Below are 26,431 nucleotides of genomic sequence, written 5' to 3'. Positions count from 1 at the left end.
AATCCACTCCCGGTGCTCAGGTTTCCAGCTATTTGCTGCGGGTCAGAACACCCACAACAGCCGAAGGTTAACCCGCTGGTTTTCCTTGAAACCGTTGTCGACCGAGACGTCCTGGCCGTAATTGACCAAGGCCTGGAAGGTAGGGGTTATCCAGTACGATCCCCCGACACGGTACTTGCTGGTGTTGGGTTCATCGTGCTGATCCTGACCGTCCAGGCGCGTTTCACCGCCCCACAGTTGCGACGCCCCGACGTGCACCGACAGCTTGGGTGTCACGGCATACCTCAGGTAAGTCTGGGCTTGCCATTGCGGCTTTTGACGCAATGTCAGGCCTTGACTGGTGTAGTCGTCATTTTTGCCATAAACGGTCACATCGGCGGTGAGGTCCAGGGACAGCTTGTCAGTGAGGCCGGTCACATAGCCCGTCTGCACGATCATCCTCCAACGGTTTTCCCCCAGGTTGAGCGGATCGTTTCGGTCATAGTTGCCGGTCGGCGCGATGAGGTAGGGCGCAATGCCCCAGTAACGGTTTTTCGCCGGATCATTCACCAGCCACAAGGTGGAGGCCAGAATCAGATCACCCACGCCATTGGCTTGTCCCAACGCGTCGTTATCGCGTGTTCCTTCCAGGCGACCGAATGGCAACAGGAACTGCGTATTGATGGTGTAGTCGCCCAGTTGCTGGTAATTCGCGACGCGCACGATGCCGACATCCGAGTCGAGCCCCGCTTTGACTGCAACTTTGTGACCATCGCTGTAAAGCTCTCGGCGCTGCGCATGTTGCAGGTAAAGCAGGCCGATGTTGCTGCCGGGGGGCAGCGCAGCAGCGTATTCGCCGGCGTCGACATCAATGGCCTGGGCATTGCCCGCCAGAGTGGCGAGGACGAGGCCGGCACCGAACGTTGACGTGTCAAACCCGCAGGCCATGAATCGAGCGCGCGCAGGGGTACATGTGGAGATCTCCATGAGTCACCTGTTTTGTTCTTGTTGTTTTCAGAGAGGGGACGGTGTTCTTGCACCATCGCCTGGAGCCCGGGCGGGCTCTCATGCGACTTGAATCGGGTCAGCTAGGGGCGGTGGGTCAGATAGCGGTAGGCGGACGTTTCGAAATCCAGATAAGCGCTGGACGAAACGGGGTCTGCGAAGGGCAATATCTGGGTGGCCCAAAAACCACCGATGCCGTTCTTGCGGTCGATCCAGTAGTAAAGATTGGCCAGGCCTGCCCACGCCAACGAGCCGGCAGGGCGACCGGTGGGGGCGTCGTGATCGTTGACCATGAAACTCAACGCCCAAGACTTGGGCATGCCCGGGAAAAACTCCGCGGTGTTGGAGATGCTCGGAATCACACCGGGAAGGGCTTTGATCTTCAGGTTTTCAAGACCGTTTTTTTCAGCGTAACGAACCGTCTCGGGCTTCAGGATCCGTCCGTGATCACCCTGTCCGTCGTTAAGCCAGGCGCGGATAAACAGGCAATAATCCTTCACCGTCGAAAACAGGCCATGGCCGCCCATGTGCACTTCGGGTTCCTGCGGGAGGATGGAGTCTTCGATTGCCGTCAGCGATCCATTCTCTTCACGCTGGTGCATGCCGGCCAGTCGCTCGAGCATCGACGGGGTCAGGGTAAAGCCGGTATCGGTCATGCCCAGAGGTTCGAAAATCCGCTCGCGCATGACGTCACCCAGGCGCTTGCCGGTGATGGCCTCTACCACAAGCCCGGCCCAATCCATGTTGGAGCCGTATTCCCACTGTTCGCCAGGCTCAAACAGCAAAGGTGTTTTCAGCGCGGCCAGCGACCCGCTGATGACGCTCGGCTGGCCATGTTCCTGAACCAGCCTGTTGTAGTTTTCGTTGAAGAATTCATAACCGAAGCCTGCCGTGTGAAGCAGCAGCATTCGGGTGGTGATGTGTTTTTTGGGGGCGCGAAGTCGTGGCGTGCCGTCGGCATCAAACCCGTCGAGCACCTGCAGTTCGCCGATCATCGGCACATAGTCTTTGGCAGGCGCGTCGAGATCGAGTCGGCCTTCTTCGACTAACTGAAGCACTGCCGTGGCGGTTATCGCTTTGGTCGTGGAGAACATGGCGAATACAGTGTCGGTCGTCATGGCGCCTGGTTGACCGGACATGCGTTGCCCTGAGGCTCCCTCGTAGAGCAAACCGTCGCGCCCGGTGATTGCGGCGACTACGCCTGGGACGCGGTGCTGTCCAGCCGTGACGAGTTCGAGCAAGTGGTTGGTTGATGATGTGAAACCCGGATTCATTATTTTTATTCTCCTGAAACCCGACCCATAGTCCGCTCGGCTGGGGGCTATGGCAGGGCGGTGGTTAGACTGACTGGGCCGACGTCCAGGGATGAGCGTCGGGCCAAGGGGAGAGTAAGAAAATAAAATCCGCGGGTTTGTCGGCTGCCGGCAGAGGGTGTCGGCGACGGGCATTTATTTAAGTGCCGCGCAGCTCAGACGGTTTCGAGCGTTGCAAGATTCAAAAGCGTGAAGTACCCAACCCCCGGCTTCCAGCCTGCGGTGTCGATATGAATCACGTTGCCCAATCGGATGGGTTGCTGCAGCGGTGTGTGCCCAACGATCAACGCGCGGAGGCCTTCAACGCCATGACTCTCAAACTGATCGATACGGCTTCGCGACCACATGATGCGGTTCTGCACCTGCCTCAGGCGTTGTTCGGATTCGGGAAATTGCAGTTCCTCGCGCAGCTGTTCCCATGAAGGGAAAGGGCAGTCGGCGTGGACGATGCCGATCAGGCCTTGTGCTGTTTCGACTTCGATCGCAATCGGCAGCCCGGCAAATTTCGCGGCGAACTGTTTGCGCTCCGACAGCGACAGCTTCGTAAACCATAAGCCGCCGTTGAAGATCCAACTGTCGACGTCGCACGTATCGAAATGAACCACGTAGTCGTCATGGTTTCCACACACGGGGTGGAACCATGGCTTGTCCAGCCAATCGAGTGCATCCAGGCACTCGGGGCCGCGGTCGATCAGATCGCCCACACTGAACAAGCGATCGACCAGTGGATTGAAACGGGCCGCCTCCAGCGCTGCCTGCAACCGGGCGAAATGGCCGTGAATGTCGCCGACGGCGATGTCCCGGCCGGCTGTGTTGGTGGCGAAGCGCTTTACGCGCGGCACCTCTGGCAATTGGTGCATGGAATACCCCGAGCGCCGCTTACCGGCGCGATGGTAGTCCATTGAGTTTAGGTCGCGCCGGCGCGAATCGCGGTAGAGCGCATCGGTTATTCGCGGGAGCGGTCACCGGACGGTGGCGCCGCTCCTCGACGAACAGGCGCTATCAGAGCGAAAAGCCGCTGGCTTGTCCGAGACTGTTCTCCTGCACTGACGCAATAAGGTGCAGTGGAACGTGCGGGTGTTCATTGATTGACGGGATTTCAACGCTGCCCACGATTTGAAGTGGTCGCTCACTCAGTCGGGTCGACTCTTGTGCCTTTGCCATAGCCATTCTCGCGTGGTTCGCTGCGATTTCATTGAGAGTTGACACGTTACATCTCCGGTGACTGACCAAGCGTATCGCTGGCGTCCTTAAGCATAGGTTGGGTTTTACCGCCGCGTCAGAAAGACGTCGTTGCGGGGCTGGCATGACCGGCCATTGCAATCCGTGAGCCAGACAGGAGGGTGCGCAAGGCGTCAGATTTTTGTTACCGACGAGTGGTATCGCCAACAACCGCCGCCCTGAACTTGACCGCGTGCCTTGAGCCAACTAGACCTTATAACCAAGTCTCGCGCAGGCAGTGGGCGGCCGTTCCCAGTCGCTTCATGCAGGGAAAGTGGACAGGTCTGCTGTCCTGCATTCTGATATCACTGCAACATTGCTGGCATGGCTTACGAGTGAATCTTGATCCGTCATTGGTTCTGGAGATCAGTCATGCCCACCGTCGAACCCGTCTCGAATCTTCCTCAACCGGATAAACCCCAACCTTTGCGCGAAAGCGCGGCGCTCGCACTGTCCGGCGGGGGGTATCGGGCGATGTTGTTCCATACCGGCACTCTTTGGCGGCTGGGGCAACTGGGTTTTTTTCAGGATAAGCCGCTCGAGCGATTCGGCACCAATGGCAGCGAAAGTGTCGGCAAGCTGGAGCGCATTTCGAGTGTTTCCGGCGGCTCGATCATCTCCGCGAAACTGGCGCTGGAGTTCAGCGCGCTGGAAAACCTGAGCGCTGTCGAATTCGACGGGGCTTTTGCAGAATTGGTGGTCGGTCCGATACGCCGTCTGGCCGCAGTAACGCTTGCGGGCATGTCGGCCAAGGGCGTTTTTCAAGTCATCAAGGACATCGCGCTGCCTGGCGAGGTCAACGCGCATGTGGCCAAAGCGCTCGATGATGCGCTGTATAACGGTAAGAAACTGCAGGATTTACCCGACCGCGTGCGCTTTATCTTCAACGCCTCAAACCTGCAGTCGGGGGCGGTCTGGCGATTTTCAAAACCATACATGGGTGACTGGAAGGTGGGCAGGGTCATGACCCCTGCGCTTTCGATCGCCCGGGCCGTCGGGGCGTCTGCGGCGTTTCCGCCGATCCTCGCGCCAGCCACGCTAGAGTTCAAGGACAGCGATTTTGCGCCTGACGACGGCACGCAGTTTCTGCGGCATCCGCCCTACACCACATCGGTCGCCCTCGCCGACGGCGGCGTCTACGATAACCTCGGGTTGGAGACTTGCTACAAATCCTTCAAGACACTGTTCGTCAGTAACGCCGGCAAGCCTTTTGCCGAGCAGCCCGACGTGTCCGTCAATTGGGTGTCCATCGGCAGTCGCTGCCTCGACGTGATGGACAACCAGGTGCTGAGTCTTAGAAAACGTCTGCTTATCCAGGCCTTCGAAGCCCGTGAGCGCTACGGCGCCTTTTGGGATATCAAACAGGACATCGCCGTTCACGCACTGGCCGATTGCCTGCCTTGCCCGCTTGAGAGCACACGCCAGCTGGCCCTGGTGCCGACTGATCTGGCGACCAAGGACACGCAAACCCAGAAACGCCTGATCAACTGGGGTTATGCGGTCGCCGATGCGGCCGTCCGGGCGCATTTCAATGGGCAATTGCCGCCGCCGATTGGATTTCCCTATCCCGAGAGCGCTTTGTGAAACGTCATTTTCAGGCCGATATCGAATGACCGCGCTAACGCAATAATCAGCCTCTGGCGTACGTGTTTCAAACGTTGGTCAGACAAGGAGATCTGGAATGGACACGTCCGACTACTCTCCACCGGCCATGCGCAAACTGCGGGTGTATGCCTTCGATCCGCAAGCCTCGACTCAAATGGAAACGGTGCAGATAAACCACGCCACCATCGAATTACCCTGGGAGCAACGATGGGAGCCCGACATCTTGCCGGGACCGGTGAACGAGTACCTGGAAGTCATTGATGTCGACCCTACCAGCGGCCAGTTCTATAAACCGGTGGACTTGAACGATCCACATTTGTTGGCCCAGGACGGCCTCGCGCCTTCCGAGGGCGATCCGCGTTTCCATCAGCAGATGGTCTTTGCCGTCGCGATGAAGACCATCAAATTGTTTGAGCGGGCATTGGGACGCAAGATGTTCTGGTCATCCAGAGCGGTCGAAGATGCCGTGACAAAGCGAACGACGTCTTACAGCTATGTCCGAAGGTTACGCATCTATCCCCACGCGCTACGCGAAGCCAACGCCTATTACAGCCCGGCGAAAAAGGCGTTGTTGTTCGGTTACTTCAAGGCCTCGATGACCAACGCCGGGGTGAACTTGCCGGGTGGCTGGATCTTTACCGCGCTGTCCCACGATATCGTCGCGCATGAAACGACCCATGCGATTCTCGATGGCTTGCACCGTCGTTACATCGAGTCGACCAACGTGGATAGCCTGGCGTTTCATGAAGCCTTTGCAGACATCGTGGCGCTGTTGATGCATTTCACCTTGCCCGAAGTGGTCTCCAGTCAGCTGGCGGCACGTCGTGGCAACTTGAGCGAGCGCTCCTGGCTGAGCGGCCTGGCTCGGCAATTCGGCGAGGCGTCGGGGCGTTATGCGGCCTTGCGCGACGCCATCGACGAAAAAGGCCAGGACGGCTTGCCAGACCCGACACGCCTGGCGCAGTTGAGCGAGCCTCATGAGCGCGGTGCGATTCTGGTTGCCGCTGTTTTCGACGCCTTTATCACTATCTACGAGCAACGCACGGAGGATCTATTTCGACTGGCCGGGCATGACAAGACGTCGACCGCCAACCTGTCGACTGAACTGATTGCACGCCTGACCCGCGAAGCGGTGAAATCGGCCGATCATGTCCTGCGCTTGTGCATCCGCGCACTGGACTACCTGCCACCGGTGGATGTGCACTTTGGTGAATTTCTGCGGGCCATCGTCACCGCCGATAACGACCTGGTGCCGGATGACCCGATGCACTATCGCCTAGCCGTCATTCAGGCGTTTCGACGGCGTGGCATTTTCCCGGACAAGTGTTTGTCGCTGGCACCGGACAGCCTGCTCTGGGAGTCAGTGAAGGGTGTGCAGTCAGAAGACCTGGCACTGACGGCCAATGACTTGCTCGACTTCCATGCCGCGGCAAAACCGAAACGCGGCTGGGCCGGTGGCGCGCTTGATCTCACGCCGCAATACGTGCGGGAGAAAGCCTTTCTTCAGGCAGAGCATAATCGCCAAGTGGTGTGGAACTGGCTGATGGCAGAGTCGGCACATGATGCGCAGTGGGAGAAGGTGCTGGGGATTTACTTCATGGCCCATCCCGGCGAATCAAGGAAACAAGGGGCGTTGTTCATCGGCGCGGACGGGGTTCAGCCTGCGGTGGAAGTGCACTCAGTCCGCACGTGTCGCAGGGCGGGTCCGGACGGGCAGGACCTGCGGCAACTGGTGGTCGAAATTGCCCAGCGCCGTCGCGGCTACTTCGATGCCGAGGAGCAACTCAAGGAAGACTTGAAGCCGGTGCGCGAAAGAGGTCACCGCCCCTATGACTTCACCTTCCGCGGCGGGGCGACGCTGATTATCGATTTGCGCGACGGCACGCTGCGGTATGTCATCCGCAAGCGCATCGATGACGATGAGCGTCTGGACGCGCAGCGACGCTTCCTCCAGGCCGGCAGTGATGGCCTGGCCATGACCTACCGCCGTCCGCGCCCGGACGATAACGCTTTCGCCATGACCCACCGTGGAGTCTGACGCCATGACGGATTCCGGTCTAAACGACAAGGTGGCGATCCGCATGTACCGGGGAATTCTGGGTGACTGCTTTTTGCTGCGCTACACGGAAGCCGGGGTGACGCGCCATCTGTTGATCGACTGTGGTGTGCTGCAAGGGGAGAAGGACGGCAAGGAGCGAATGGCGCGCATTGTCGATGATGTTCACCAGACCACCGGTGGCGTGCTGGACCTGGTGGTGGTGACCCACGAGCACCATGATCACTTGTCTGGTTTTCTCTATGAACAGGCGCGTTTTATGGGCGACGATTTTCACATCGGTGAACTCTGGCTGGCCTGGACCGAGGACCTCAACGATCCACAGGCTGTCGCGCTGCATGCCCGTTTCAACAAGGCCAAGGTGGCATTGGCCGGCGTCGTCGGCCTCAGTGAAAGTGTCAGCGCATTGAATGAAGATGCGCGGATCAAAACCGTACAGGGGCTTTCCGCCTTTATCGAGCCGCTGGCCGAGCCGGCCAGCAAGGACAAGCGCACGACAATCGAAAAGCTCAAGGACAAGGTGGGCTCGAAAGCGACCCGGTATCTGGAGCCTGGGGACGTGGTGCAACCGGCCGCTCTCCAGACGCTCAAGGCATACGTCATGGGGCCGCCGCGCTCTGAAGATCGCCTGCGCAAGAACCTGCCCAGCAGCGGTGCGGGGAAAGAGGTCTACATGACCAGCCTGGACGACGCGATGGCGCTGGAGGAGCGAACACTGCGGCTCAAAGGCGTGGCTGCGCTCGATGTCGATACGCCGTTCGCCCGTCCTTATCAGCGCACGGCTCTGGACGCGCAAAAAGGAACCTACCCCCACCGCGCAACCTATGACAAAGCCGACAGCGTCGAACAGCGCTATTTCAGCCACGAAAACCAATGGCGCTGTATTGAAGATGAATGGCTGGACGGCGCGGAAACCCTTGCCCTGAAGATGGATTCGGACACCAACAACACGAGTCTGGTCCTGGCGTTCGAACTGCCTGACGGGCAAATCCTGCTGTTTCCCGGAGACGCCCAGGTGGGCAACTGGTTGTCCTGGGGAGACCAGACGTATCCCAAGGACAGCGCGCCCGGAGAGCCCGCGCCACTGACCCGAGACGAGATTCTCGCCCGGGTCACGCTCTATAAGGTCGGTCACCATTGCAGCCACAACGCCACCGCTCGTGCGGCGGGACTGGAAAAAATGCATGACCCCCGGCTGGTGGCGATGATCCCGGTGGACGCTGATGTTGCCAAAGGCAAAGACTGGAAAATGCCCTATCCGGATCTGTTGAGTGCGTTGCAAGAACGTACCCGACAGCGGGTCGTCAGCGGCGATGGGACGCCCGCGAACGAAATCAAGGCCTTCAACGATTCACCCACAGACCCCGATCACCCGGTCAGCCTGAGTTATGGCGCCGATGATTTGTGGGTGGAGGTGTCGATCCCGTATTGAGTCGGTTTCAGGGCGGCTGCGCAAAATACATAGCGCTGTTTAGAACGATTATTTCCTTCAGTTATTTATATAGGCTTGGGTCGCATATCCATAACCGGACAAAACACGCTCCGACTGATCGGGTATCTGTCACAACAGCCGAATCGTCGTGGCGAAAGACGTTGGTGTCCTGCGTATCCCCGTTAACGATGCTTGAGCATTCATTCCAGCTGCTTGGCTGCCATCTTGTTGCGCTTGGGCCAATGCATAGAATTCGTCCATCAGCTTCGTCCACCTATTCAATCCTTCGGGGAACAACACCATGATGAACGCCATGCAGATGCAAATGCCGATGAACGCCAACATGCCGATGATGCCAATGATGGGCATGCCGATGCCATCGATGAAGTGCGTGATGGAATGCACCCTGATGGACGACTGCATGATGTGCAAAATCATGCCGATGGCCGGCATGAACATGGACATGATGAAAAACTGCTGCACCCTGATGATGAAAATGATGAACGACTGCAGCATGCCGATGATGATGAGCTGCAATGGCATGCCACTGATGTGCTGCACCTGCTGATTCCGGGCAGCGCAAAAAAGCCCCCGCGGCCATCAGGCCACGGGGGCTTTTTCATTCATTCCCGATAACACCATAGACCCCTGTGGGAGCGAGCCTGCTCGCGATAGCGGCTTAACATTCAACATATTCGTTGACTGACACACCGCCATCGCGAGCAGGCTCGCTCCCACAGGGGCATGTGATTCAGTCCACGCGCTCCGGGTAAGTCACCACCAGATACGCCACCGCTTCACTGTCGGCAGGGTTGCGATAGCGGTGGGGCTGGTCCGCATAGAACAGAATCGAGTCGCCGGTGGAGAGCAGATAGCGCTCGTCGTTGACGCTGATTTCCAGCACGCCTTGAGACACCACCAGGTTCTCCTGAACGCCGGGCCCGTGCCCCTCGGAGACGTCCTCTCCCAACGGGCTCAAGCGCAGTTCGTAAAACTCCGATTGGCGTGCGACATCGAACGGAAACAGCGCACGGCTGATGAACGCGCCGCTGGCACTGACCAGGCGTTTGCTTTGACTGGCCGACAGCACCGCCACCCCTTCAAAGGCCCGATGTTCCAGAAACGCGGCCACCGATACCTTCAAGCCTTTGGCGATTTTGCACAGCACTTTGATCGACGGAACGCTGCGCCCGGATTCGATCTGCGCGAGCATCGCCCGGCTCACGCCGCACTGGCGGGCCAGGGCGTCGAGGGACAGACGACGCTTGCCCCGCAGACGTTGCAGATTCTGCGCGACCCGCTGGCAGATCGGGTCTTCTTCCAGTTGCTCGAGGCTGTTCAAATCCAGCACGGGTTCGTCGGCGCTCGCCAGAAAGCGCGAGGGTCCATTGGCGTTCACGCTTGACGTGTCTCGGTCGATTGGCATGCCTGAACCCATGGAAAAGCCTGTAGTCCGGCATTGCGTGCGTACATGTCCCACATGGCCCGTGCCCGTTGCTGAGCCTGTTTGCGTTTACGGTAGCTGGCGAAGTCGATGATGTTGTCAGTCGGATTCATGGGGCACTTCACTGTGGTGATCAATGACGGGATGAGCTGAGAGTACGCGGATATTTTTATAACGATAAATACTGATTTTGTATTTGTTAATTCATTTATGTTCTTAAAAGAGCGGCAATTGGGCGCAAGTGTTGGTGGAGCAACAGGGATTCGGCAGGCTGTGCTCAGGCAATACAGGGGAGGGGAGCAGTCGTAGTTCTTAACTTATTGATAAATATGTATTTGTTGTCTGGCACGGAGGCTGCAATGGCTGTTTGCAGACCGCCCTCCAAAGGACAACCCGATGACCCAGACACTGCCCCAGGCCTTGTTGCTACAAGCCCGGACCCGAGGTACGAAGACAGCCTTGCGTTACAAGCGCCTGGGTATCTGGCAGGCCCGCAGCTGGAGTGAAGTGGCGACGGATGTCAGCCGTCTCGCGGCTGCGTTGCAGCAACGAGGGTTCAGTCGCGGCGATGACTTACTGATTATCAGCCAGGCTCGGGCCGAGGCTCTGCTACTGGCGTTGGCCGCGCAGTGGTTGGGGGGGAGCGTCACACTGCTGGACCCTGAGCTCGACAATCGACCGCTGTTGGTCAGGCTCAAACCCGCCTTTGTATTGGCCGAAGCCCTGGATTCAGTGCAGCAAATACGCGATATCGATCAGCCGCCCCGTGTCTTGTTATACCTGGACGGGCGCGGCCTGAATGCCGCCGACGATCACGGGTTGAGTGGCTATGCCGAATTGTTCACAAGGAAAATCGCTGATGCCCCGGAGCCCGTCACTGAAGCGGCGGCCACAGCCTTTGTTTTCCATCCCGCCGACGGACAGCCCCGACCGTTGAGTCATGGGCAGTTGCTGGAAGGCGCGCGCAAATTGATAGCCCGGGAGAACCTGAGCGCTGGCGAAGAGGCGCTGGCGGCCCGTGTGTTTGCGGCCAGCGGTCAGGCGCGTTACCTGCTGGCGCCATGGCTGAGTGCCGGGTTCTGCCTGAACTTCCCTGAAGCCTTGGCGACACGCGACACCGACCGCCGCGAGCTTGGTCCCACTCTCGTATTGGGGACCCGCGAATCCTATGCCCGCCTTGAACACTGGGCCCGAGAACGCCTGCCGTTGCCAGGCACCTTGAGCCATCGTTTGTACCGCTGGGCGATGGCGCCGGATGCACAACTTTTTCGTCGTTGGATCGGTTACTGGCTGATCCGCCGGCCCTTGCTCGATGTGCTGGGCATGAGCCGTCTGCGCGTGCCTTTGTTGGTCGGGCCCGCGCTGAGCCAAGAGAGTGCCGCGTTCTTCGGCGCCTTGGGCATCCACCCCGGCAGTTGGCAGGAGCCATCGGTCCTGCGCGAACCCGCCCAGGCGCCTGCCCACCTGATTTCCCACTCCGTCTGACGAGCCCCCATGAGCGCAAACACTGAATCCGTCCTGCTGCGGCTCGATGACATCTCCCTGTCGTTCAAGGGCGTCAAGGCCATCACTTCCATCAGCTTCGCCGTAAAGACCGGGGAAATCTGCGCGCTGATCGGCCCCAACGGCGCCGGCAAAAGCTCGCTGCTGAATGTCATCAATGGCGTCTACCAGGCCCAGAGCGGCAGTGTCAGTTACGCCGGGCAGACGCGGCGACGCATGCGTCCGCACCAGGCTGCCGAGCGCGGCATTGCCCGCACGTTTCAAAACATCGCGCTGTTCAAGGGCATGAGCGTGCTCGACAACGTGCTCACCGGCCGCAACCTCAAGCGCCGCAGCAGTTGGGTCGAGCAGATGCTGCGCCTGGGGCGCGCGCCTCGCGAGGACGATGAGCAGCGCCGCCACGCCGAAACAATCATTGAATTTCTACGCATCCATCCTTGGCGCCATGTGCTGGTGGGCAAGCTGCCTTATGGATTGCAAAAGCGTGTCGAACTGGCCCGGGCCTTGGCGGCAGAGCCGACGTTGTTGCTGCTGGACGAGCCCATGGCCGGAATGAACGCAGAAGAAAAGACCGAGATGACCCAGTTCATCCGCGACATCAACCGTGAGTTCGGCACCACCGTCGTGCTGATCGAACACGATATCGGCGTGGTGATGGGGTTGTGCGACCACGTGGTGGTGCTCGATTACGGCCGCAAAATCGGCGATGGAACCCCCGAACAGGTTCGCGCCAACCCGGAGGTGATCGCGGCTTACCTGGGGACGCGACGTTCCCGTGCGGAGGCCAGCTGAGCATGGAATTTTTCTTTGAAGTGTTGATAGGCGGGTTGCTGGCGGGGGTCATGTATTCCCTGGTGGCCATTGGATTTGTGCTGATCTACAAGGCCTCCGGCGTTTTCAATTTCGCCCAGGGTGCAATGGTGCTGTTCGCCGCGCTGACCTTTGTCAGTCTGCTCGAGCGCGGCTTTCCCTTCTTCTGGGCGTTTGTCGTGACGCTGGCAAGCCTGGTGGTGCTGGCCTTGCTGATCGAGAAAACGGTGCTTCGACCCTTGGTCAATCGCCCGCCGATCATCCTGTTCATGGCCACGCTGGGCCTGTCTTACATGATCGAAGGTCTTGCGCAATTCCTCTGGGGCGCGCAGGTCCACGGCCTCGAATTAGGCATTGCCGATGAGCCGCTGGAAATACGCGGCATGTTGCTCTCGCAGTTCGACCTGTTCGCCGCGGGCACCGCCGCCACTTTGGTGATCGCCTTGTCATTGCTGTTCAACAAAACCCGGGTCGGTTTGTCCTTGCGCGCGGTGGCTGATGATCCGCTGGCATCCCTCGCCGTGGGCATTCGCCTGCCACGGATCTGGGCGCTGGTCTGGGCGGTGGCGGGTTTTGTCGGCCTGGTGGCCGGGCTGCTCTGGGGCGCCCGGCTGGGGGTGCAGTTTTCGTTGTCGCTGGTGGTGCTCAAGGCGTTGCCCGTGCTGATCATCGGCGGTTTCTCCTCGATCGGTGGGGCAATTGTCGGTGGATTGATCATTGGCGCCGCGGAAAAAGTCGCGGAGATCTATCTCGGTCCGGTCATCGGCAGCGGCATCGAAAACTGGGTGCCTTACGTCCTCGCCTTGTTGTTTTTGCTGGTGCGTCCTGCCGGTTTGTTCGGCGAACGGGCGATCGAGCGGGTCTGATTTTTTTCAAGGAATGCCTCCATGCTTTATCAAGAAGCGGGTCAACTGAGCACCAGCTACGCAGCTGAACGGCGTACGTTTCGCTTGCGCCAGGACCGCCTGGGTTTATGGCTGCTACTGGGTTTTGCCTTCATCGCGGTGCCGTTGCTCGGCAATGATTACTGGTTCAGCGCGATTCTGGTGCCGCTGCTGGTGTTGTCCCTGGCGGGGTTGGGTCTGAACTTGCTGACTGGCTACGCCGGGCAACTGTCGCTGGGTTCGGCGGCGTTCATGGCGGTGGGCGCATTTGCGGCCTACAACCTGCAACTGCGCGTGCCCGGTCTGCCGTTGCTGGTGAGCTTTGCGCTGGGTGGGGTGATCGCCGCGCTGGTGGCGGTGCTGTTCGGTCTGCCGAGTCTGCGGATCAAGGGTTTTTACCTGTTGGTGGCGACCCTGGCCGCGCAATTCGTCGTGGAATGGGTGCTCACCCGATTCAGCTGGTTTACCAACGACAACGCCTCCGGGGTCATCACCTCGCCGCCGCTGTTGATCGCCGGATGGGATTTCAGCTCGCCCCGTGGCCGTTATCTGTTGACCCTGGCGGTGGTCGTTGTGCTGTTCTGGTTGGGCAAAAACCTGGTGCGCAGCGAGTTGGGCCGCAACTGGATGGCGGTGCGCGACATGGACACCGCCGCCGCAGTCATTGGCATCCGCCTGTTCAAGGCCAAGCTGCTGGCGTTTGCCATCAGCGGTTTTTATCTCGGCATCGCCGGCTCGCTGTGGGCGTTCGCTTACCTGGGCACGGTGGAGCCTCACGGCTTCGATCTCAGCCGTTCGTTCCAAGTGTTGTTCATCATCATTATCGGCGGCCTGGGCAGTGTGCTCGGCAACTTTCTGGGCGCTGCATTCATCGTGCTGTTTCCGATTCTATTGGCCAACGTCTGCGGGTTTTTGCCTGCCGGGCTGATCGACTCCGGGCAATTGGAAAACATCCAGAAAATGCTCTTCGGCGCATTGATCATCGCCTTCCTGATCAAGGAACCCGAGGGGCTGGCCCGGCTGTGGCAGCGCTTTCGGCAACGGGCCAGGGTCTGGCCGCTGCGGTACTGAATTCTTTCATCCCTGACAAAACCATCATCGATCCTCACGAGGAATTGCCTTCATGACTCACCGCACTTCGCTGCGTCGCCTGGCGCTGGGCCTGGCCTTTATCACCGCCGGGCTCAGTGCCGGCGTTCAAGCTGCCAACGAACAGTATTTTCCGTTGCAGAGCTATCGGGTCGGACCTTACGCCGCCGGTGGCACCGGCTTCTTCGGTGGGTTTATCGATTACCTGCAATACGTCAACTCGAAGGGCGGGGTGAACGGGGTCAAGCTGACGTGGAGCGAGTGCGAAACCGAGTACGTGGTCGAGAAGGGCGTCGAATGTTATGAACGCCTCAAAGGGGGGCTCAATGGTGCGCCAGCGGCCGCCACCAACCCGCTGTCGGTGGGCATCGCCTACGCGACGCTCGATCGTTCGACGGCGGACAAGTTGCCGCTGATCACCATCAACCATGGTCGCACCGACTCCACCGACGGCAGTGTTTTCCCGTACGTGTTCCCGTTGCAGCTCAACCCCTATTCGGAAGTCTCGGCGATCATCAATTACATCGGTCAGCGTGAAGGCGGGGCCGACAAACTCAAGGGCAAGAAAATCGCCGTGCTTTACCACGGCTCGCCGTATGGCAAGGAAACCAACGGCGTGCTCGAGACACTGGCGAAAAACGCCGGGTTCGAACTCACGCTGCTGGAAGTGCCACACCCGGGCAACGAGCAGCAATCGCAATGGCTGAACATCCGTCGCCTCAAGCCTGACTGGGTGATTCTGCGCGGTTGGGGGGTGATGAACCCGGTGGCGCTGAAGTCGGCGCAAAAGGTCGGTTACCCGGTGGATCACATCATCGGCAATATCTGGAGCAACTCGGAAGAAGACGTGGTGCCGGCGGGTGCTGCGGCGAAGGGCTTCATCTCCATCACCACACACCCTTCGGGCACCGATTTCCCTGTGTTGCAGGGCATCAAGCAGAGCGTGGTAGACGCAGGCAAAGGCAACCTGGCCGATCCGAAGCGCTTCGGCACCGTGTACTACAACCTCGGTGTGGTGAACGGCATTCTCAACGTCGAAGCGGTGCGCCTGGCTCAGGAAAAATACGGCGACAAACCGTTGACCGGTGAGCAGGTTCGCTGGGGCTTCGAGCACTTGAACCTGGACGATGCGCGGTTGGCGGCGTTGGGCGCCAAAGGGCTGGTGCAGCCGTTGAAACTGTCTTGCGCCGACCATGAAGGCGGCGGCGCCGTGCGCTTCCAACAGTGGGATGGCCAGCGCTGGAACCTGATCAGCGATTGGGTCCAGGCGGACCGCGCCCTGTTGCGGCCGATCATCGAAGCCTCTGCGGCGCAATACGCCAAGGAAAAAGGCATCACCGCGCGCAATTGCAGCCAGGAGCAATAAAGTCCGATGAGCCAGAGCCTACAGGCCGACCCGCCGTTGCTGAGCGTGGAGCAGGTCGAAGTGTTTTACGAACAATCGATTCTCGCCTTGCGCGGCGTCACGTTGCAGGTCGGCCAAGGGCAGATGGTGGCTTTGCTGGGTGCCAATGGCGCGGGCAAGAGCACCACGCTCAAGGCGATTTCCAGTCTGGTACGGGCCGAACGCGGTGAAGTCACCAAGGGGCGGATTGTCTATCAGGGGCATGCGATCACCGATGCCGATCCCGCCAGCCTGGTGCTGGCGGGGCTGGCCCAGGTGCTTGAGGGGCGGCATTGCTTCACCCACCTGAGCGTCGAGCAGAACCTGCTGATTGGCGGGTTCGTCGGGCGACCGTCGCGCAAAGCGCTGAATCAGCGTCTGGAGCGCATCTACGGTTATTTCCCCCGGTTGCGCCTGCTGCGCAAGCGTCTGGCCGGCTACACCTCCGGCGGCGAACAGCAGATGATCGCCATTGGGCGTGCGCTGATGTCCGAGCCAAGCCTGTTGCTGCTGGATGAGCCGTCCATGGGGTTGGCGCCCCAGGTGGTCGAGGAGATTTTCGAGATCCTCGCCCGGCTCAACCGTGAGCAAGGGTTGAGCCTGTTGGTGGCCGAGCAGAACATCAACATCGCCTTGGATTATGCGCAGTACGCCTTTGTGCTGGAGAACGGTCGCGTGGTGGATGAAGGTTCGGCAGCCGAGTTGGCCGGTCGTGAGCAGCTGCAGAATTATTATCTGGGGGCGGTGGGGTAGGGAATGCATATTCTATTTAGTAATAAATAGATAATTATATATTCCTTTTGTTGTTTGTCCGTGTGGTGCACTTTGAGGGCCTGCGCATCCATGCGGATGTGCCCTACACCAGACAGGAAGCCTCGACATGACTATCAAAGCGATCAACGTCCGTAACCAGTTCAAGGGTGTCATCAAGGAAATTGTGCAAGGCGAAGTGGTGTCCGAAATCGATGTGCAAACCGCTTCCGGCATCGTCACCTCGGTGATCACCACGCGCTCGGTGCGCGACCTGGAATTGAAAGTGGGCAGCGAAGTGATTGCCTTCGTGAAATCCACCGAGGTCTCCATCGCCAAGCTCTGAATAACCCGTTTGATCGGTATTAGCGGCCTCGGCCGCTTTTTTTGTCGGTGCACACTTCCCATTACGTTGAGGTTTTCATGGCGACTCCCTTCAAGCGCTGCGCATTGACCCTGTTGGCAGCCTCCGTGGCAGCAGTGAGCGTGTTACTCAGCCCCGCTGTTCAAGCCGAAGGCAAAATAAGCATCGCCCAGCAATTTGGCATCGGTTACCTGATCCTCGATGTGGTGCGCGACCAGCAACTCATCGAGAAGCATGGCAAGGAGCAGGGCCTCGACATCAAGGTCGACTGGAACAGCATCTCGGGTGCCACGGCGATGAACGAAGCGCTGTTGGCCGGTGCGCTGGATGTGGTGTCGGCAGGCGTGCCGCCAATGCTGACGATCTGGGACCGGACCAAGGGCAAGCAGAACGTCAAGGCGATCGCCTCGCTGGGATCGATGCCCAATTACCTGCTGACCAACAACCCGAACGTGAAGAGCCTCAAGGACTTCACGGAGAAGGATCGCATCGCCGTACCGGCAGCGGGTGTCGGTTTCCAGTCGCGCACCTTGCAAATCGAAACCGCCAAGCAGTTTGGCGCGGACCAGTACAAGAAGTTTGATGACATCTCGATCAGCCTGGCCCACCCGGATGCAACGTCGGCGCTGATTGCCGGCGGCTCGGAAATCAACGCGCATTTTTCCAGCCCGCCGTTCCAGTACCAGGAACTGCAAAGTCCCAACGTGCACAAGGTGCTGAGTTCCTACGACGTCTTGGGCGGACAGGCCACGTTCAACGTGCTGTACACCACTGAAAAATTCCACGACGAAAACCCGAAAACCTACAAGGCGTTCTACGCGGCATTGGCCGAGGCCGAGAAAATCATCAAGGCCGACAAGCCCGCCGCCGCCCAGACTTATATCCGGGTGGAGCAATCTAAACTGGCGCTGCCACTGGTTGAGAAAATCGTCGCCGACCCGGAAATCGACTTCACCGTCGTGCCTGAGCGCACGTTTATCTACGCCGAGAAACTCCAGGAATTGGGCGTACTGAAAAACAAGGCCGCCAGCTGGAAGGACTACTTCTTTGAAGAGGCCCACGACAGCGCCGGCAGCTAACTCGGTCAGAGCCCCCGGCTGCTTCTGAGCCTGTGCAAACCGCTTGGCATCTGCTGGCCGTCGACACCCCGACGATGCCTATCGAGGCGCTGATTGAGGATCTTCAGCGTGGATTCGCTGCGTTACTATGAGGACTTCAAGGGGCCGTTCAGGCTCCACCGGCCAATAGACAGTAGCGAATCATGCAAGCCCCGACCTATCAACTGCTGGAAGTCGCCAACGGCAAACCGATCAAGCTCTGGACCGAAGGCGTCCCGGTGGAACACGAAGCCCGGCAGCAGTTGATCAACACCGCGAAGATGCCGTTCATCTTCAAGCACCTGGCGGTGATGCCCGACGTCCACCTGGGCAAGGGCTCGACCATCGGCAGTGTCATCCCTACGGTGGGCGCGATCATTCCGGCCGCCGTCGGGGTCGACATCGGCTGCGGCATGATCGCCGCGCGCACATCGCTGACGGCTGCCGATTTGCCGGACAACCTGCATGGCTTGCGCTGCGCCATCGAAAAAGCGGTGCCCCATGGCCGCACGATGGGCCGTGGCATCCGCGACAAAGGCGCCTGGGACAGCGTTCCCAAACAGGCTGATCACGCCTGGAGCGCGTTGCATTCACGGTTCAAGGCGATCACTGACAAATACCCGAAACTCGCCAGCACCAACAACCGTGTTCACCTGGGGACACTGGGCAGCGGCAACCACTTCATCGAAGTGTGCCTGGACGAAACCAACCGGGTCTGGTTCATGCTGCACAGCGGCTCGCGCGGGGTCGGCAACGCCATCGGCAACCTGTTCATTCAACTGGCCCAGGCCGACATGCGTCAGCACATCGCCAACCTGCCGGACCGCGACCTGGCCTATTTCAAGGAAGGCAGCCGGCATTTTGACGACTACGTCGAAGCCGTGAACTGGGCTCAGGACTTCGCCAAGCAAAACCGCGCATTGATGATGCAGGCGGTGATTCAGGCAACACGCAAGGTGATCAGCAAACCCTTCGACGTTGCCCTGGAAGCGGTGAACTGCCACCACAACTACGTGCAGAAAGAGCGGCACTTCGGCCAGGATATTCTTGTTACCCGCAAGGGCGCGGTGTCAGCGCAAAAGGGCGAGCTGGGGATCATCCCGGGATCAATGGGCGCCAAAAGCTTCATCGTCCGCGGCCTCGGCAATGAAGAGTCGTTTTGCTCCTGCAGCCACGGTGCCGGCCGCGTCATGAGCCGCACCAAAGCGAAAAGCCTGTTCACCGTCCAGGACCAGATCCGCGCCACTGCCCACGTCGAATGCCGCAAGGACGCCGCCGTCATCGATGAAATACCGATGGCCTACAAAGACATCGACCACGTCATGCACGCCCAGCGCGAACTGGTGGAAGTGCTGCACACCCTGCGGCAAGTGGTGTGCGTGAAGGGCTGAACGCAGTCATTAGCGGTACTTGATCACGATCCCCTTGAGCTTGCGCCCCTCAATGGTTTCGACATCGCGCGCCCACAGCGGCCCGCTGACATAGGCACCCACCGGCTGAATATGGTCATAGACCACCACCACGGCATCGCCTCCGAGCTTGGCCGCCTCATCCCGCAGTTTTTCTTCGACCTTGGTAATTGGCGGGGCAGGGTCGACACTCGCATCGATCAGCACTTCACCCAAACGAATGTGCGGGCGCATCGGCTCGGTGCGCAACACGACGACCTCGCTGGGCAGCGTCGGCGCAGGATGCTCGACGCCCACATACGCAGTGGTCTGCGCATCGACAGTGGCGCAACCACTCAGTGCGAGCAAGGCGGCGGTGAGTCCGCCCGCCAACATGGACAGTTTGAGACGGGTGGACCAAGGGGCGTCATGTGCAGGCATGGTGAAACTCCTCCGAAGTGTCCGCTGCTACGCGGGCTGCCTTGTTGACGGTAGCAGACGGTCCGGGAGTTTCCAGAAAGCCCAACCCTTTCAGGTTGGGCTTTTTCAATGTCTTGAAACGTCACTGATCCTTTTCACAATTCACCATCCACGACACACCGAACCGGTCCACCAGCATCCCGAAGCGCTCAGCCCAGAAGGTCTTGTCCAGCGGCATCTGCACCTTGCCATCCTCCGCCAACGCGCCAAAGACACGCTCGGCTTCGGCAACACTGTCTACATTCAACGAAACCGAACAGCCGCTCATATCATCCGTCGGACGATCCGGGGTGGTGTCCGACCCCATAATCGCCTGATCACCCACCGCCAGGCGGGTATGAATGATCAGATTATGCAGGTCGGCAGGAAACTGCTCGCGAGCCGGGCTTTCGCCGAAGGTCATCATCATTTCGATCCGGCCTAGCAGGGCTTGCTCATAGAAAGTGAAGGCGGCTTTGCAGTCGCCGTTGAAGATGAGGTAGGGATTGATTTTCATGTTTACTCCCGTTGACCGAGGCACCTGGAAGCGCCCTCTGGCCTATCAATTGACTCCAAGTAGCAAAGCCTTAGAGACGGGATTTTGCCGAGTTTGTTTAGACGTTTTTTCTATTGAAGGGGAATCGCTTATTGCCTGAAAACTCAGGCCACCGCGCGCGGGGCGCAGGATGGCCGCAGCAAGCGCTCAACGGCGCCACTCACCAGGTTTTCCAGCAGCTCATCACGCTGCGCGTCCTCCAGCGGATGCTGCGCCAGCCAGCCGGGCGCGCTGTTGAGCAGGTTGGCGATAGCGTGCCCGGTGGCCATCAAGCCCTGTTCGCCGAGACGCGATGGGACGCCGAGCATCTTCAGTAACGTGCGCTCGTATTGCTCGCGCAACAGCCGCACACGCGCCTGCTGTTCTTCGTTGAGGCAGCCGCTGTCACGTTCCGCCAGACGAAAATGCCAAGGCATTTCCCGGTGCAGGTTCAAATGCGCGCGGATCAGGTTGGGCAGTTTTTCGCGTTTGGCCGAGGCCTTTTGATCGATGCGCCCAAGGGTCGACAACAGTTCTTCATAGAACTCTTCGATCAGGTCGAGCAGCAAGTGCTGTTTGCTCGGGTAATGGTGATACAACGAGCCTGGGGACAGCCCCAGGCAGGTGGCCAGCTCACGCATGCCGACCTGACCGAAACCCTTGCTGGCGAACAACTCCAGCACCTTGTCCCGGTACTCGGCGAAGCGTGAGCAACGCTCATGCATAGGCATGGAAGCCACGTCCTGTCTTGCGCCCCAGATAGCCGGCGGCGACCATTTCCTTGAGCAGCGGGGCCGGGCGGTATTTGCTGTCGTTGAAGCCGTCGTAGAAGGCTTCGAGAATCGCCAGCACCGTGTCCAGGCCGATCAGGTCCGCCAATGCCAGGGGGCCGATCGGCTGGTTGCAACCCAGGCGCATGCCGGCGTCGATGTCTTCGGCGCTGGCCAAACCTTCCTGAAACACCAGAATCGCTTCGTTGATCATCGGCACCAAAATCCGGTTGACCACAAAGCCCGGGCGGTTGCCGGCGGTGATCGCGGTCTTGCCGAGGGTGGTGGCCATGTCCAGCGCTAGCGCGTGGGTCGCATCGCTGGTTTGCAGGCCACGGATCACTTCGATCAGGCCCATCACCGGCACCGGGTTGAAGAAGTGCAGGCCGATAAAGCGCTCAGGCTGGCTGACGCTGGCGGCCAGTTGCGTGATCGACAGCGACGAGGTATTGGAGGCGATCACGCACTCGGTGCTGACCTGCGCGGCGATCTGTTGCAGCACGCGCAGCTTCAGATCAAGGTTCTCGGTGGCGGCTTCAATCACCATCTGCGCGTTCTGCAGGCTGCTGTAGTCGGTGCTGGTGCGGATCCTGGCGAGGGCGTCGAGCTTTTGCGCTTCGCTCAGGGTTTCCTTGGCGATCTGCCGGTCGAGGTTTTTGCCGACAGTCGCCAGGGCCTTTTGCAAGGCGCTGTCGGAGATGTCGATCAAGGTCACGTTGAAGCCGGCGAGGGCGCAGACTTGCGCAATGCCGTTGCCCATGGTGCCCGCACCGATCACACCAATGTTTTGCAGATTCATCTTTGCGTCCTTCCGGTCAAACCCCGCGATACCTTGGCCGACTGGGTGGCCGAAGGCGTACTATTGGCCGCGAGTCTAGAACCGGCGGGGCAGTTGTCCTATGCCGCAACTGTTCAACGGTACTGGTGTTTTTTGCCATTCGGGCGATGGGGAGAGAAGCGTTCAAATGCGGGAAAAGGACTCGGTGGCGGCCTACTTCGTGCAGGCGATGATCCATGGGCAAGGGGACAATCCACAGCGCTCGCGAGCTGCGCTGGAAGAGGCTGGCATCGACCCGGCGTTGATCGAGCAGCCGACTGCGCGAGTGCCGGCGAGCGCGTTCGCTGCGCTGTGGCTGATTCAGATCCGCGACCTGAACGACGAATTCTTCCGCCTCGACTCCCACGGCATGCCGCCCGGCAGCTTCGCGCTGATCTGCCGCGCCTTGATCCAGGAACCCGACCTGCACAAAGCCATGCGCCAATGCCTGGCCAACTTCGCGCTGTTCCTGCGCGACTTTCGCGGCACCCTGTCCGTGCGCGGCAAGCGCGCCATCATCAGCCTGGAAAGCCATGCGCAGAGCGACGATGTCAGCCGTTTTGGCGAAGAAACCTTCCTGGTGTTGATGATCAGCCTGCTGTGCTGGCTTGGCGGACGGCGTATTCCCATCGACCGTGCCGATTTTCGCCACGAGCGTGTGTCCCTCAGCGATGACCGATTGCTCTGGGGCCCCAACCTGACCTTCGGCGCCGAGCGCACCGAAATCGAATTCGCCAGCCACTACCTGCGCCTGCCGGTGGTCCAGGACCTGGCCTCGCTGAAAGTGTTCCTGCGCACGGCGCCGCAATGGCTGGTGATCCGTTTCCGCAACCAGCACGGCCTTGCGTCACAAGTCCATCAGCGCCTGCGCAACAGCCATTACAGCGATTGGCCGACCTTGCAGGCCTTCGCCCTGGAACAACACCTGAGCCCGAGTACCTTCCGCCGCAAACTGGAGCGCGAAGGCTGTTCGTATCAGGAGATCAAGGATGAAGTACGGCGCGGGGTGGCGTTTGAGCAACTGCGCGAGAGCGGGGCGAGTATCAGTGACATTGCTGAACGGCTGGGTTTTCAGGAGCCGAGTGCGTTCCATCGGGCGTTCAAGAAGTGGACGGGGGAGAGTCCGGGGCGGTATCGGGCGCGGTTTCAGGGGGGAGTGGCAGGTTGACTCATTTGAGGTGATTTACCGCCGCGCACTATTTACGCGGCGGTTCACTGTTCATGCCTCATACGAAGGCGCAGCTGCGATCCCCAAAAATCGAACCATTTTTTTTGGTCACCAGCTGCCGTAAGGAATTCCAAATTGAGCTCAAGCACACCTGTTTCCTTGTAGGAGCTGTCGAGTGAAACGAGGCTGCGATCTTTTGATCTTGCTGTAGCTTTGCCCCACCGATGCAATGCTTGTGTTCTGCCTCTGGGAAATGGGCAGCAGATCAAGATCAAAAGATCGCAGCCTCGTTTCACTCGACAGCTCCTACAGGGGAACACGTGCTCCTGAGCCAGGCCGGAACTCCATGGGTCAAGCGAACAAACGCCAGAGTTGTTTCCCACCTGCACAATTTCCAGCTGAAGTACCATGTCGACACTGTCGCATTCAGCGGCCTTCCTCTGCCGAGTTCATCGATCCATGCCTGCGGCACTCTCTCGTTTCACCTCACTACTCGACCAGGCCCGGCGCGCCTTGCTGCTGGTCTGGGGCACTTCTCGCGGGTTGTTCCTCGGTCTGGTCCTGGCCACCCTGATCGCCGGTGTCCTGCCGGCGCTGGCCGCGTGGCTCGGCCAGCGCATCGTCGATGCCGTCGTGACCGCCATGCAATTGCACGCGCAGCAGGGCAGTGCGCCGTTGTGGCCGGTGGTGCGTTATGTGTTGTTTGAGGCGGGAGTGCTGGCGTTGTTGTCCGGGGCGCAGCGGGCGCTGTCGGTGCAGCAATCGTTGTTGCGGGTGCAGTTGGGGCAGAAGGTCAACACGATGATTCTGGAGAAAGCCCAGACGTTATCGTTGGTGCAGTTCGAGAATTCCGAGTTTTACGACAAGTTGGTGCGGGTACGTCGCGAAGCGTCGACCCGGCCCCTGGCGTTGGTGATGAAGTCGTTGGGGCTGATCCAGAACCTGATCGTGCTGATCAGCTTCGGCGTGTTGCTGGTGCATTTTTCGCCGTGGGCGCTGGTGTTGCTGGTGGTCGGCGCGTTGCCGGTGTTTTTCGCCGAAGCGCATTTTTCCGGGGACGCTTTTCGGCTGTTCACGCGCCGTGCGCCGGAGAGCCGGCAGCAGAATTACATCGAGACGCTGCTCTCCCATGAGGGCTACATCAAAGAGGTCAAACTGTTCGGCTTCGCGCCGCTGTTGTTGAAGCGATATCGCGAGACGTTTGCCCGTCTGTATGCCGAAGACCGGCGCCTGACCTTGCGCCGCGATGGCTGGGGATTCGTCCTTGGCCTGCTCGGCACCGCTGCCTTTTACCTGGCCTATGCCTGGGTGGTGGTCGATACCGTCCACGGCAATATCAGCCTCGGGCAGATGACCATGTACCTGGTGCTGTTCAAGCAAGGTCAGAGCGCAGTGAGCAGCAGTTTGAGCGCCATCAGTGGTCTCTACGAAGATGGCCTGTACCTGTCCAGCCTTTATGAATACCTCGCCGAACCGGTGGTCGCCGACGCCGGGCATCTGACCGTTGGTGCGGTGCCCGGCGATGGTTTGCGTTTCGAGAACGTCGGTTTCCGTTATCCGGGGGCCAGTCGCGCCGCCCTTGAAGGCATCGACTTGCACCTGGTGCCGGGTCGCAGCATGGCGCTGGTCGGGGAGAACGGCTCGGGCAAGACCACGATGATCAAGTTGCTGACCCGCCTGTACCGCCCCGATCAGGGCCGGATCTTGCTCGACGGCAGCGATTTGCAGGCCTGGGAGGAGGACGCTTTACGCCGGCGCATCGGGGTGATTTTTCAGGATTACATCCGCTACCAGTTTTCCGTCGGCGAGAACATCGGCGTCGGCGATACGCTGGCGTTCAACGATGAACAACGCTGGAAAGAAGCCGCCGCCGAAGGCATGGCCGCGCCGTTCATCGAAGGCCTGGATCGAGGCTACGCCACGCAGTTGGGCCGTTGGTTTGCCGGTGGGCAGGAGCTGTCGGGCGGGCAGTGGCAGAAGATCGCCTTGTCCCGCGCCTACATGCGCCGCAACGCTGACATCCTGATTCTGGATGAGCCGACTTCGGCCCTCGACCCGGCGGCGGAAGCGGCGGTGTTCGAGCATTTCAGCGAACACACGGAAGGTCGCATGACGCTGCTGATTTCCCACCGGTTTTCCAGCGTGCGCAACGCGGACCACATCATTGTGCTTGATCAGGGGACGATTCTTGAACGCGGTGAGCACGAAAGCCTGGTCGCGGCAGGCGGGCGTTATGCGCAGTTGTTCAACCTGCAAGCCCGGGGTTACCGCTAGGCCCGGCGACTCGCTGCGGTTTTGCCTTCATCAAACTGTCGATTGCCTGGCGATACTGGCTTCCACCCAGGCTCATGCTGTTGTTGTGCGTACCACCGGGCACCAACAACAAACGCTTGGGCTCGCTGGCGGCATTGAACAGTTGCTGGCTGAACCGCGAGGGCATGAACGTGTCGGCCTGGCCATGGACCACCAGCAGCGGCATATCGATGTCGACGATCTTGTCGATGGAATCGAATTTCTGTGACAGCAGCCAGCGCACCGGCAACCAAGTCACGGGCAAATTGTTTTCGGCCACTGCGGCCACGGCATCGCCGAGTGTGGTGAAGGTGGACTCGATCACCAGCCCGCGCACCGGTATCGCGCTGTGGTCTTTTTTCGCTTGCGCCGCCAGCTCGGCCGCGAGGTCGATCGCCACCGCACCGCCCAGGGAATGGCCATAGATCAGGCGCTTGTTGGCGTCCGGTTGCATCGCCTTGAAGCGCTCCCAGGCGACGCGGGCGTCCTCGTAGACACTGGCTTCCGACGGCAGGTCCCCCTTGCTTTGACCAAAGCCGCGGTAATCGATGGCCAGCACCGAATAACCCATCGCCCGCAACTGCTCGATGCGGAACGCCTGACCGGTCAGGTTCCAGCGCACGCCATGCAAATACAGGATCGACGGCGCATCGCGCCGGGCGGCCGGCCACCACCAGGCATGCAGGTTTTGCCCGGCCTTGAAGCTGGCAGGCTTGATGTCGAACTCCTGAACGTCCTGCGGCAAACCGTGATACCAGCCAGCGATGCCCGGCTCGATACGAAACAGCAGCTCACGCTCCTTGTACTTGAGCACGCCGCAACTCACGGGCAAGCCGAGGATCAGCGCGGCCATGCACAGGATTGGCAGCCAACGTCGGCTCATGCGGCTCATCAGGTTCGAAAACATGCAGTGGTCCGGGGACGGGAATCAAAGCTCGGGTTTTAACAGATGCGTGGCGGGGCGTGGGGATAAATTCGACAGTCGTGTGAATGGCCGGATTGGGCGGTGACTAATCGGGCCCCATCGCGAGCAGGCTCACTCCCACAGGGGATCGCATTTCAACGT

At 59.8% G+C, this 26,431-nt stretch carries 26 protein-coding genes; 14 read left to right on the top strand and 12 right to left on the bottom strand.

Going from position 1 to position 26,431, the window contains the following annotated elements:
- Positions 1-42: 42 nt before the first annotated feature.
- The 4 genes from HNR03_RS00220 to HNR03_RS00205 form a co-directional block, all read right to left on the bottom strand.
- The gene (locus HNR03_RS00220; protein WP_259150002.1) at positions 43-966 is read right to left on the bottom strand and encodes a transporter; all 924 of its coding nucleotides are present in this window, start codon (positions 964-966) and stop codon (positions 43-45) included.
- Between the two features lie 101 nt (positions 967-1,067).
- Positions 1,068-2,258, bottom strand: a complete 1,191-nt coding sequence (locus tag HNR03_RS00215; protein WP_259150001.1) for a serine hydrolase — start codon at positions 2,256-2,258, stop codon at positions 1,068-1,070.
- 194 nt (positions 2,259-2,452) lie between these two features.
- Entirely contained in the window at positions 2,453-3,157 is a 705-nt protein-coding gene (locus HNR03_RS00210; RefSeq protein WP_259150000.1) for a metallophosphoesterase, read from the bottom strand.
- Positions 3,158-3,299: 142 nt separating this feature from the next.
- On the bottom strand, positions 3,300-3,506 hold the full coding sequence (locus tag HNR03_RS00205; protein WP_259149999.1) for a hypothetical protein: 207 nt from the start codon (positions 3,504-3,506) through the stop codon (positions 3,300-3,302).
- A gap of 384 nt (positions 3,507-3,890) precedes the next feature.
- Between HNR03_RS00205 and HNR03_RS00200 the strand changes: the two genes are divergently transcribed.
- The 3 genes from HNR03_RS00200 (at position 3,891) to HNR03_RS00190 (ending at position 8,611) form a co-directional block, all read left to right on the top strand.
- Positions 3,891-5,102 carry a patatin-like phospholipase family protein gene (locus tag HNR03_RS00200; protein WP_259149998.1) on the top strand — a complete coding sequence of 404 codons (1,212 nt, stop codon included), beginning with the start codon at positions 3,891-3,893 and terminating at the stop codon, positions 5,100-5,102.
- Between the two features lie 97 nt (positions 5,103-5,199).
- A complete protein-coding gene (locus HNR03_RS00195; protein WP_222585846.1) occupies positions 5,200-7,161 on the top strand; it encodes a hypothetical protein in 1,962 nt (653 codons plus the stop codon).
- A gap of 4 nt (positions 7,162-7,165) precedes the next feature.
- Entirely contained in the window at positions 7,166-8,611 is a 1,446-nt protein-coding gene (locus tag HNR03_RS00190) for an MBL fold metallo-hydrolase (RefSeq protein ID WP_259149997.1), read from the top strand.
- 129 nt (positions 8,612-8,740) lie between these two features.
- Here the strand turns inward: HNR03_RS00190 and HNR03_RS31780 are convergent, their stop codons facing one another.
- The 3 genes from HNR03_RS31780 to HNR03_RS00175 form a co-directional block, all read right to left on the bottom strand.
- Complete coding sequence (locus tag HNR03_RS31780) at positions 8,741-9,172, bottom strand: hypothetical protein (RefSeq protein ID WP_259149996.1); 432 nt, start codon at positions 9,170-9,172, stop codon at positions 8,741-8,743.
- Positions 9,173-9,362: 190 nt separating this feature from the next.
- Entirely contained in the window at positions 9,363-10,010 is a 648-nt protein-coding gene (locus tag HNR03_RS00180) for a helix-turn-helix domain-containing protein (RefSeq protein WP_259149995.1), read from the bottom strand.
- The gene (locus tag HNR03_RS00175) at positions 10,007-10,168 is read right to left on the bottom strand and encodes a hypothetical protein (RefSeq protein ID WP_222585848.1); all 162 of its coding nucleotides are present in this window, start codon (positions 10,166-10,168) and stop codon (positions 10,007-10,009) included. The genes HNR03_RS00180 and HNR03_RS00175 overlap by 4 nt, the downstream gene beginning before the upstream one ends.
- Before the next feature lie 283 nt (positions 10,169-10,451).
- On the opposite strand from HNR03_RS00175, the gene HNR03_RS00170 reads away from it, so the two are divergent.
- From HNR03_RS00170 to HNR03_RS00130, 9 genes are all read left to right on the top strand, one after another.
- Positions 10,452-11,540: an AMP-binding protein gene (locus HNR03_RS00170; protein WP_259149994.1), complete on the top strand. Its 1,089-nt coding sequence runs from the start codon at positions 10,452-10,454 to the stop codon at positions 11,538-11,540.
- A 9-nt stretch (positions 11,541-11,549) separates the two neighbouring features.
- Positions 11,550-12,350, top strand: coding sequence for an ABC transporter ATP-binding protein (locus HNR03_RS00165; RefSeq protein WP_259149993.1), 801 nt, complete (start codon positions 11,550-11,552; stop codon positions 12,348-12,350).
- A 2-nt stretch (positions 12,351-12,352) separates the two neighbouring features.
- Positions 12,353-13,234: a branched-chain amino acid ABC transporter permease gene (locus HNR03_RS00160; protein ID WP_222585851.1), complete on the top strand. Its 882-nt coding sequence runs from the start codon at positions 12,353-12,355 to the stop codon at positions 13,232-13,234.
- Between the two features lie 21 nt (positions 13,235-13,255).
- Positions 13,256-14,323: a branched-chain amino acid ABC transporter permease gene (locus HNR03_RS00155; protein WP_259149992.1), complete on the top strand. Its 1,068-nt coding sequence runs from the start codon at positions 13,256-13,258 to the stop codon at positions 14,321-14,323.
- A gap of 52 nt (positions 14,324-14,375) precedes the next feature.
- Positions 14,376-15,707: an ABC transporter substrate-binding protein gene (locus HNR03_RS00150; protein ID WP_259149991.1), complete on the top strand. Its 1,332-nt coding sequence runs from the start codon at positions 14,376-14,378 to the stop codon at positions 15,705-15,707.
- A gap of 6 nt (positions 15,708-15,713) precedes the next feature.
- Positions 15,714-16,478, top strand: a complete 765-nt coding sequence (locus tag HNR03_RS00145) for an ABC transporter ATP-binding protein (RefSeq protein ID WP_259149990.1) — start codon at positions 15,714-15,716, stop codon at positions 16,476-16,478.
- 127 nt (positions 16,479-16,605) lie between these two features.
- The gene (locus HNR03_RS00140; RefSeq protein ID WP_027921432.1) at positions 16,606-16,821 is read left to right on the top strand and encodes a molybdopterin-binding protein; all 216 of its coding nucleotides are present in this window, start codon (positions 16,606-16,608) and stop codon (positions 16,819-16,821) included.
- 77 nt (positions 16,822-16,898) lie between these two features.
- The gene (locus HNR03_RS00135) at positions 16,899-17,918 is read left to right on the top strand and encodes an ABC transporter substrate-binding protein (RefSeq protein ID WP_259149987.1); all 1,020 of its coding nucleotides are present in this window, start codon (positions 16,899-16,901) and stop codon (positions 17,916-17,918) included.
- Between the two features lie 182 nt (positions 17,919-18,100).
- Positions 18,101-19,327 carry an RtcB family protein gene (locus HNR03_RS00130; protein ID WP_259149986.1) on the top strand — a complete coding sequence of 409 codons (1,227 nt, stop codon included), beginning with the start codon at positions 18,101-18,103 and terminating at the stop codon, positions 19,325-19,327.
- A gap of 9 nt (positions 19,328-19,336) precedes the next feature.
- On the opposite strand, the gene HNR03_RS00125 is transcribed toward HNR03_RS00130, so the two are convergent.
- From HNR03_RS00125 to HNR03_RS00110, 4 genes are all read right to left on the bottom strand, one after another.
- Entirely contained in the window at positions 19,337-19,765 is a 429-nt protein-coding gene (locus HNR03_RS00125) for a hypothetical protein (RefSeq protein WP_259149985.1), read from the bottom strand.
- Between the two features lie 121 nt (positions 19,766-19,886).
- The gene (locus HNR03_RS00120) at positions 19,887-20,300 is read right to left on the bottom strand and encodes a VOC family protein (RefSeq protein ID WP_259149984.1); all 414 of its coding nucleotides are present in this window, start codon (positions 20,298-20,300) and stop codon (positions 19,887-19,889) included.
- Positions 20,301-20,443: 143 nt separating this feature from the next.
- On the bottom strand, positions 20,444-21,049 hold the full coding sequence (locus HNR03_RS00115) for a TetR/AcrR family transcriptional regulator (RefSeq protein ID WP_259149983.1): 606 nt from the start codon (positions 21,047-21,049) through the stop codon (positions 20,444-20,446).
- Positions 21,036-21,887 (bottom strand): 3-hydroxybutyryl-CoA dehydrogenase, encoded by an 852-nt coding sequence (locus HNR03_RS00110; RefSeq protein ID WP_259149981.1) that lies wholly within the window; start codon positions 21,885-21,887, stop codon positions 21,036-21,038. Before HNR03_RS00110 ends, HNR03_RS00115 begins: the two co-directional genes overlap by 14 nt.
- Positions 21,888-22,053: 166 nt before the next feature.
- On the opposite strand from HNR03_RS00110, the gene HNR03_RS00105 reads away from it, so the two are divergent.
- Together HNR03_RS00105 and HNR03_RS00100 are read left to right on the top strand one after the other, a co-directional pair.
- Complete coding sequence (locus HNR03_RS00105; protein WP_259149980.1) at positions 22,054-23,073, top strand: AraC family transcriptional regulator; 1,020 nt, start codon at positions 22,054-22,056, stop codon at positions 23,071-23,073.
- A 459-nt stretch (positions 23,074-23,532) separates the two neighbouring features.
- Positions 23,533-25,347 (top strand): ABC transporter ATP-binding protein, encoded by a 1,815-nt coding sequence (locus HNR03_RS00100; protein ID WP_259149979.1) that lies wholly within the window; start codon positions 23,533-23,535, stop codon positions 25,345-25,347.
- On the opposite strand, the gene HNR03_RS00095 is transcribed toward HNR03_RS00100, so the two are convergent.
- Entirely contained in the window at positions 25,319-26,272 is a 954-nt protein-coding gene (locus tag HNR03_RS00095; protein WP_259149978.1) for an alpha/beta hydrolase, read from the bottom strand. The genes HNR03_RS00100 and HNR03_RS00095 overlap by 29 nt on opposite strands.
- Positions 26,273-26,431: the final 159 nt, after the last annotated feature.

This window comes from Pseudomonas sp. JAI111 (genome assembly GCF_024809425.1).
Lineage (GTDB): Bacteria > Pseudomonadota > Gammaproteobacteria > Pseudomonadales > Pseudomonadaceae > Aquipseudomonas.
Note: the sequence above shows the minus strand (reverse complement) of the source record. Positions and strands in the feature narration are given on the sequence as shown.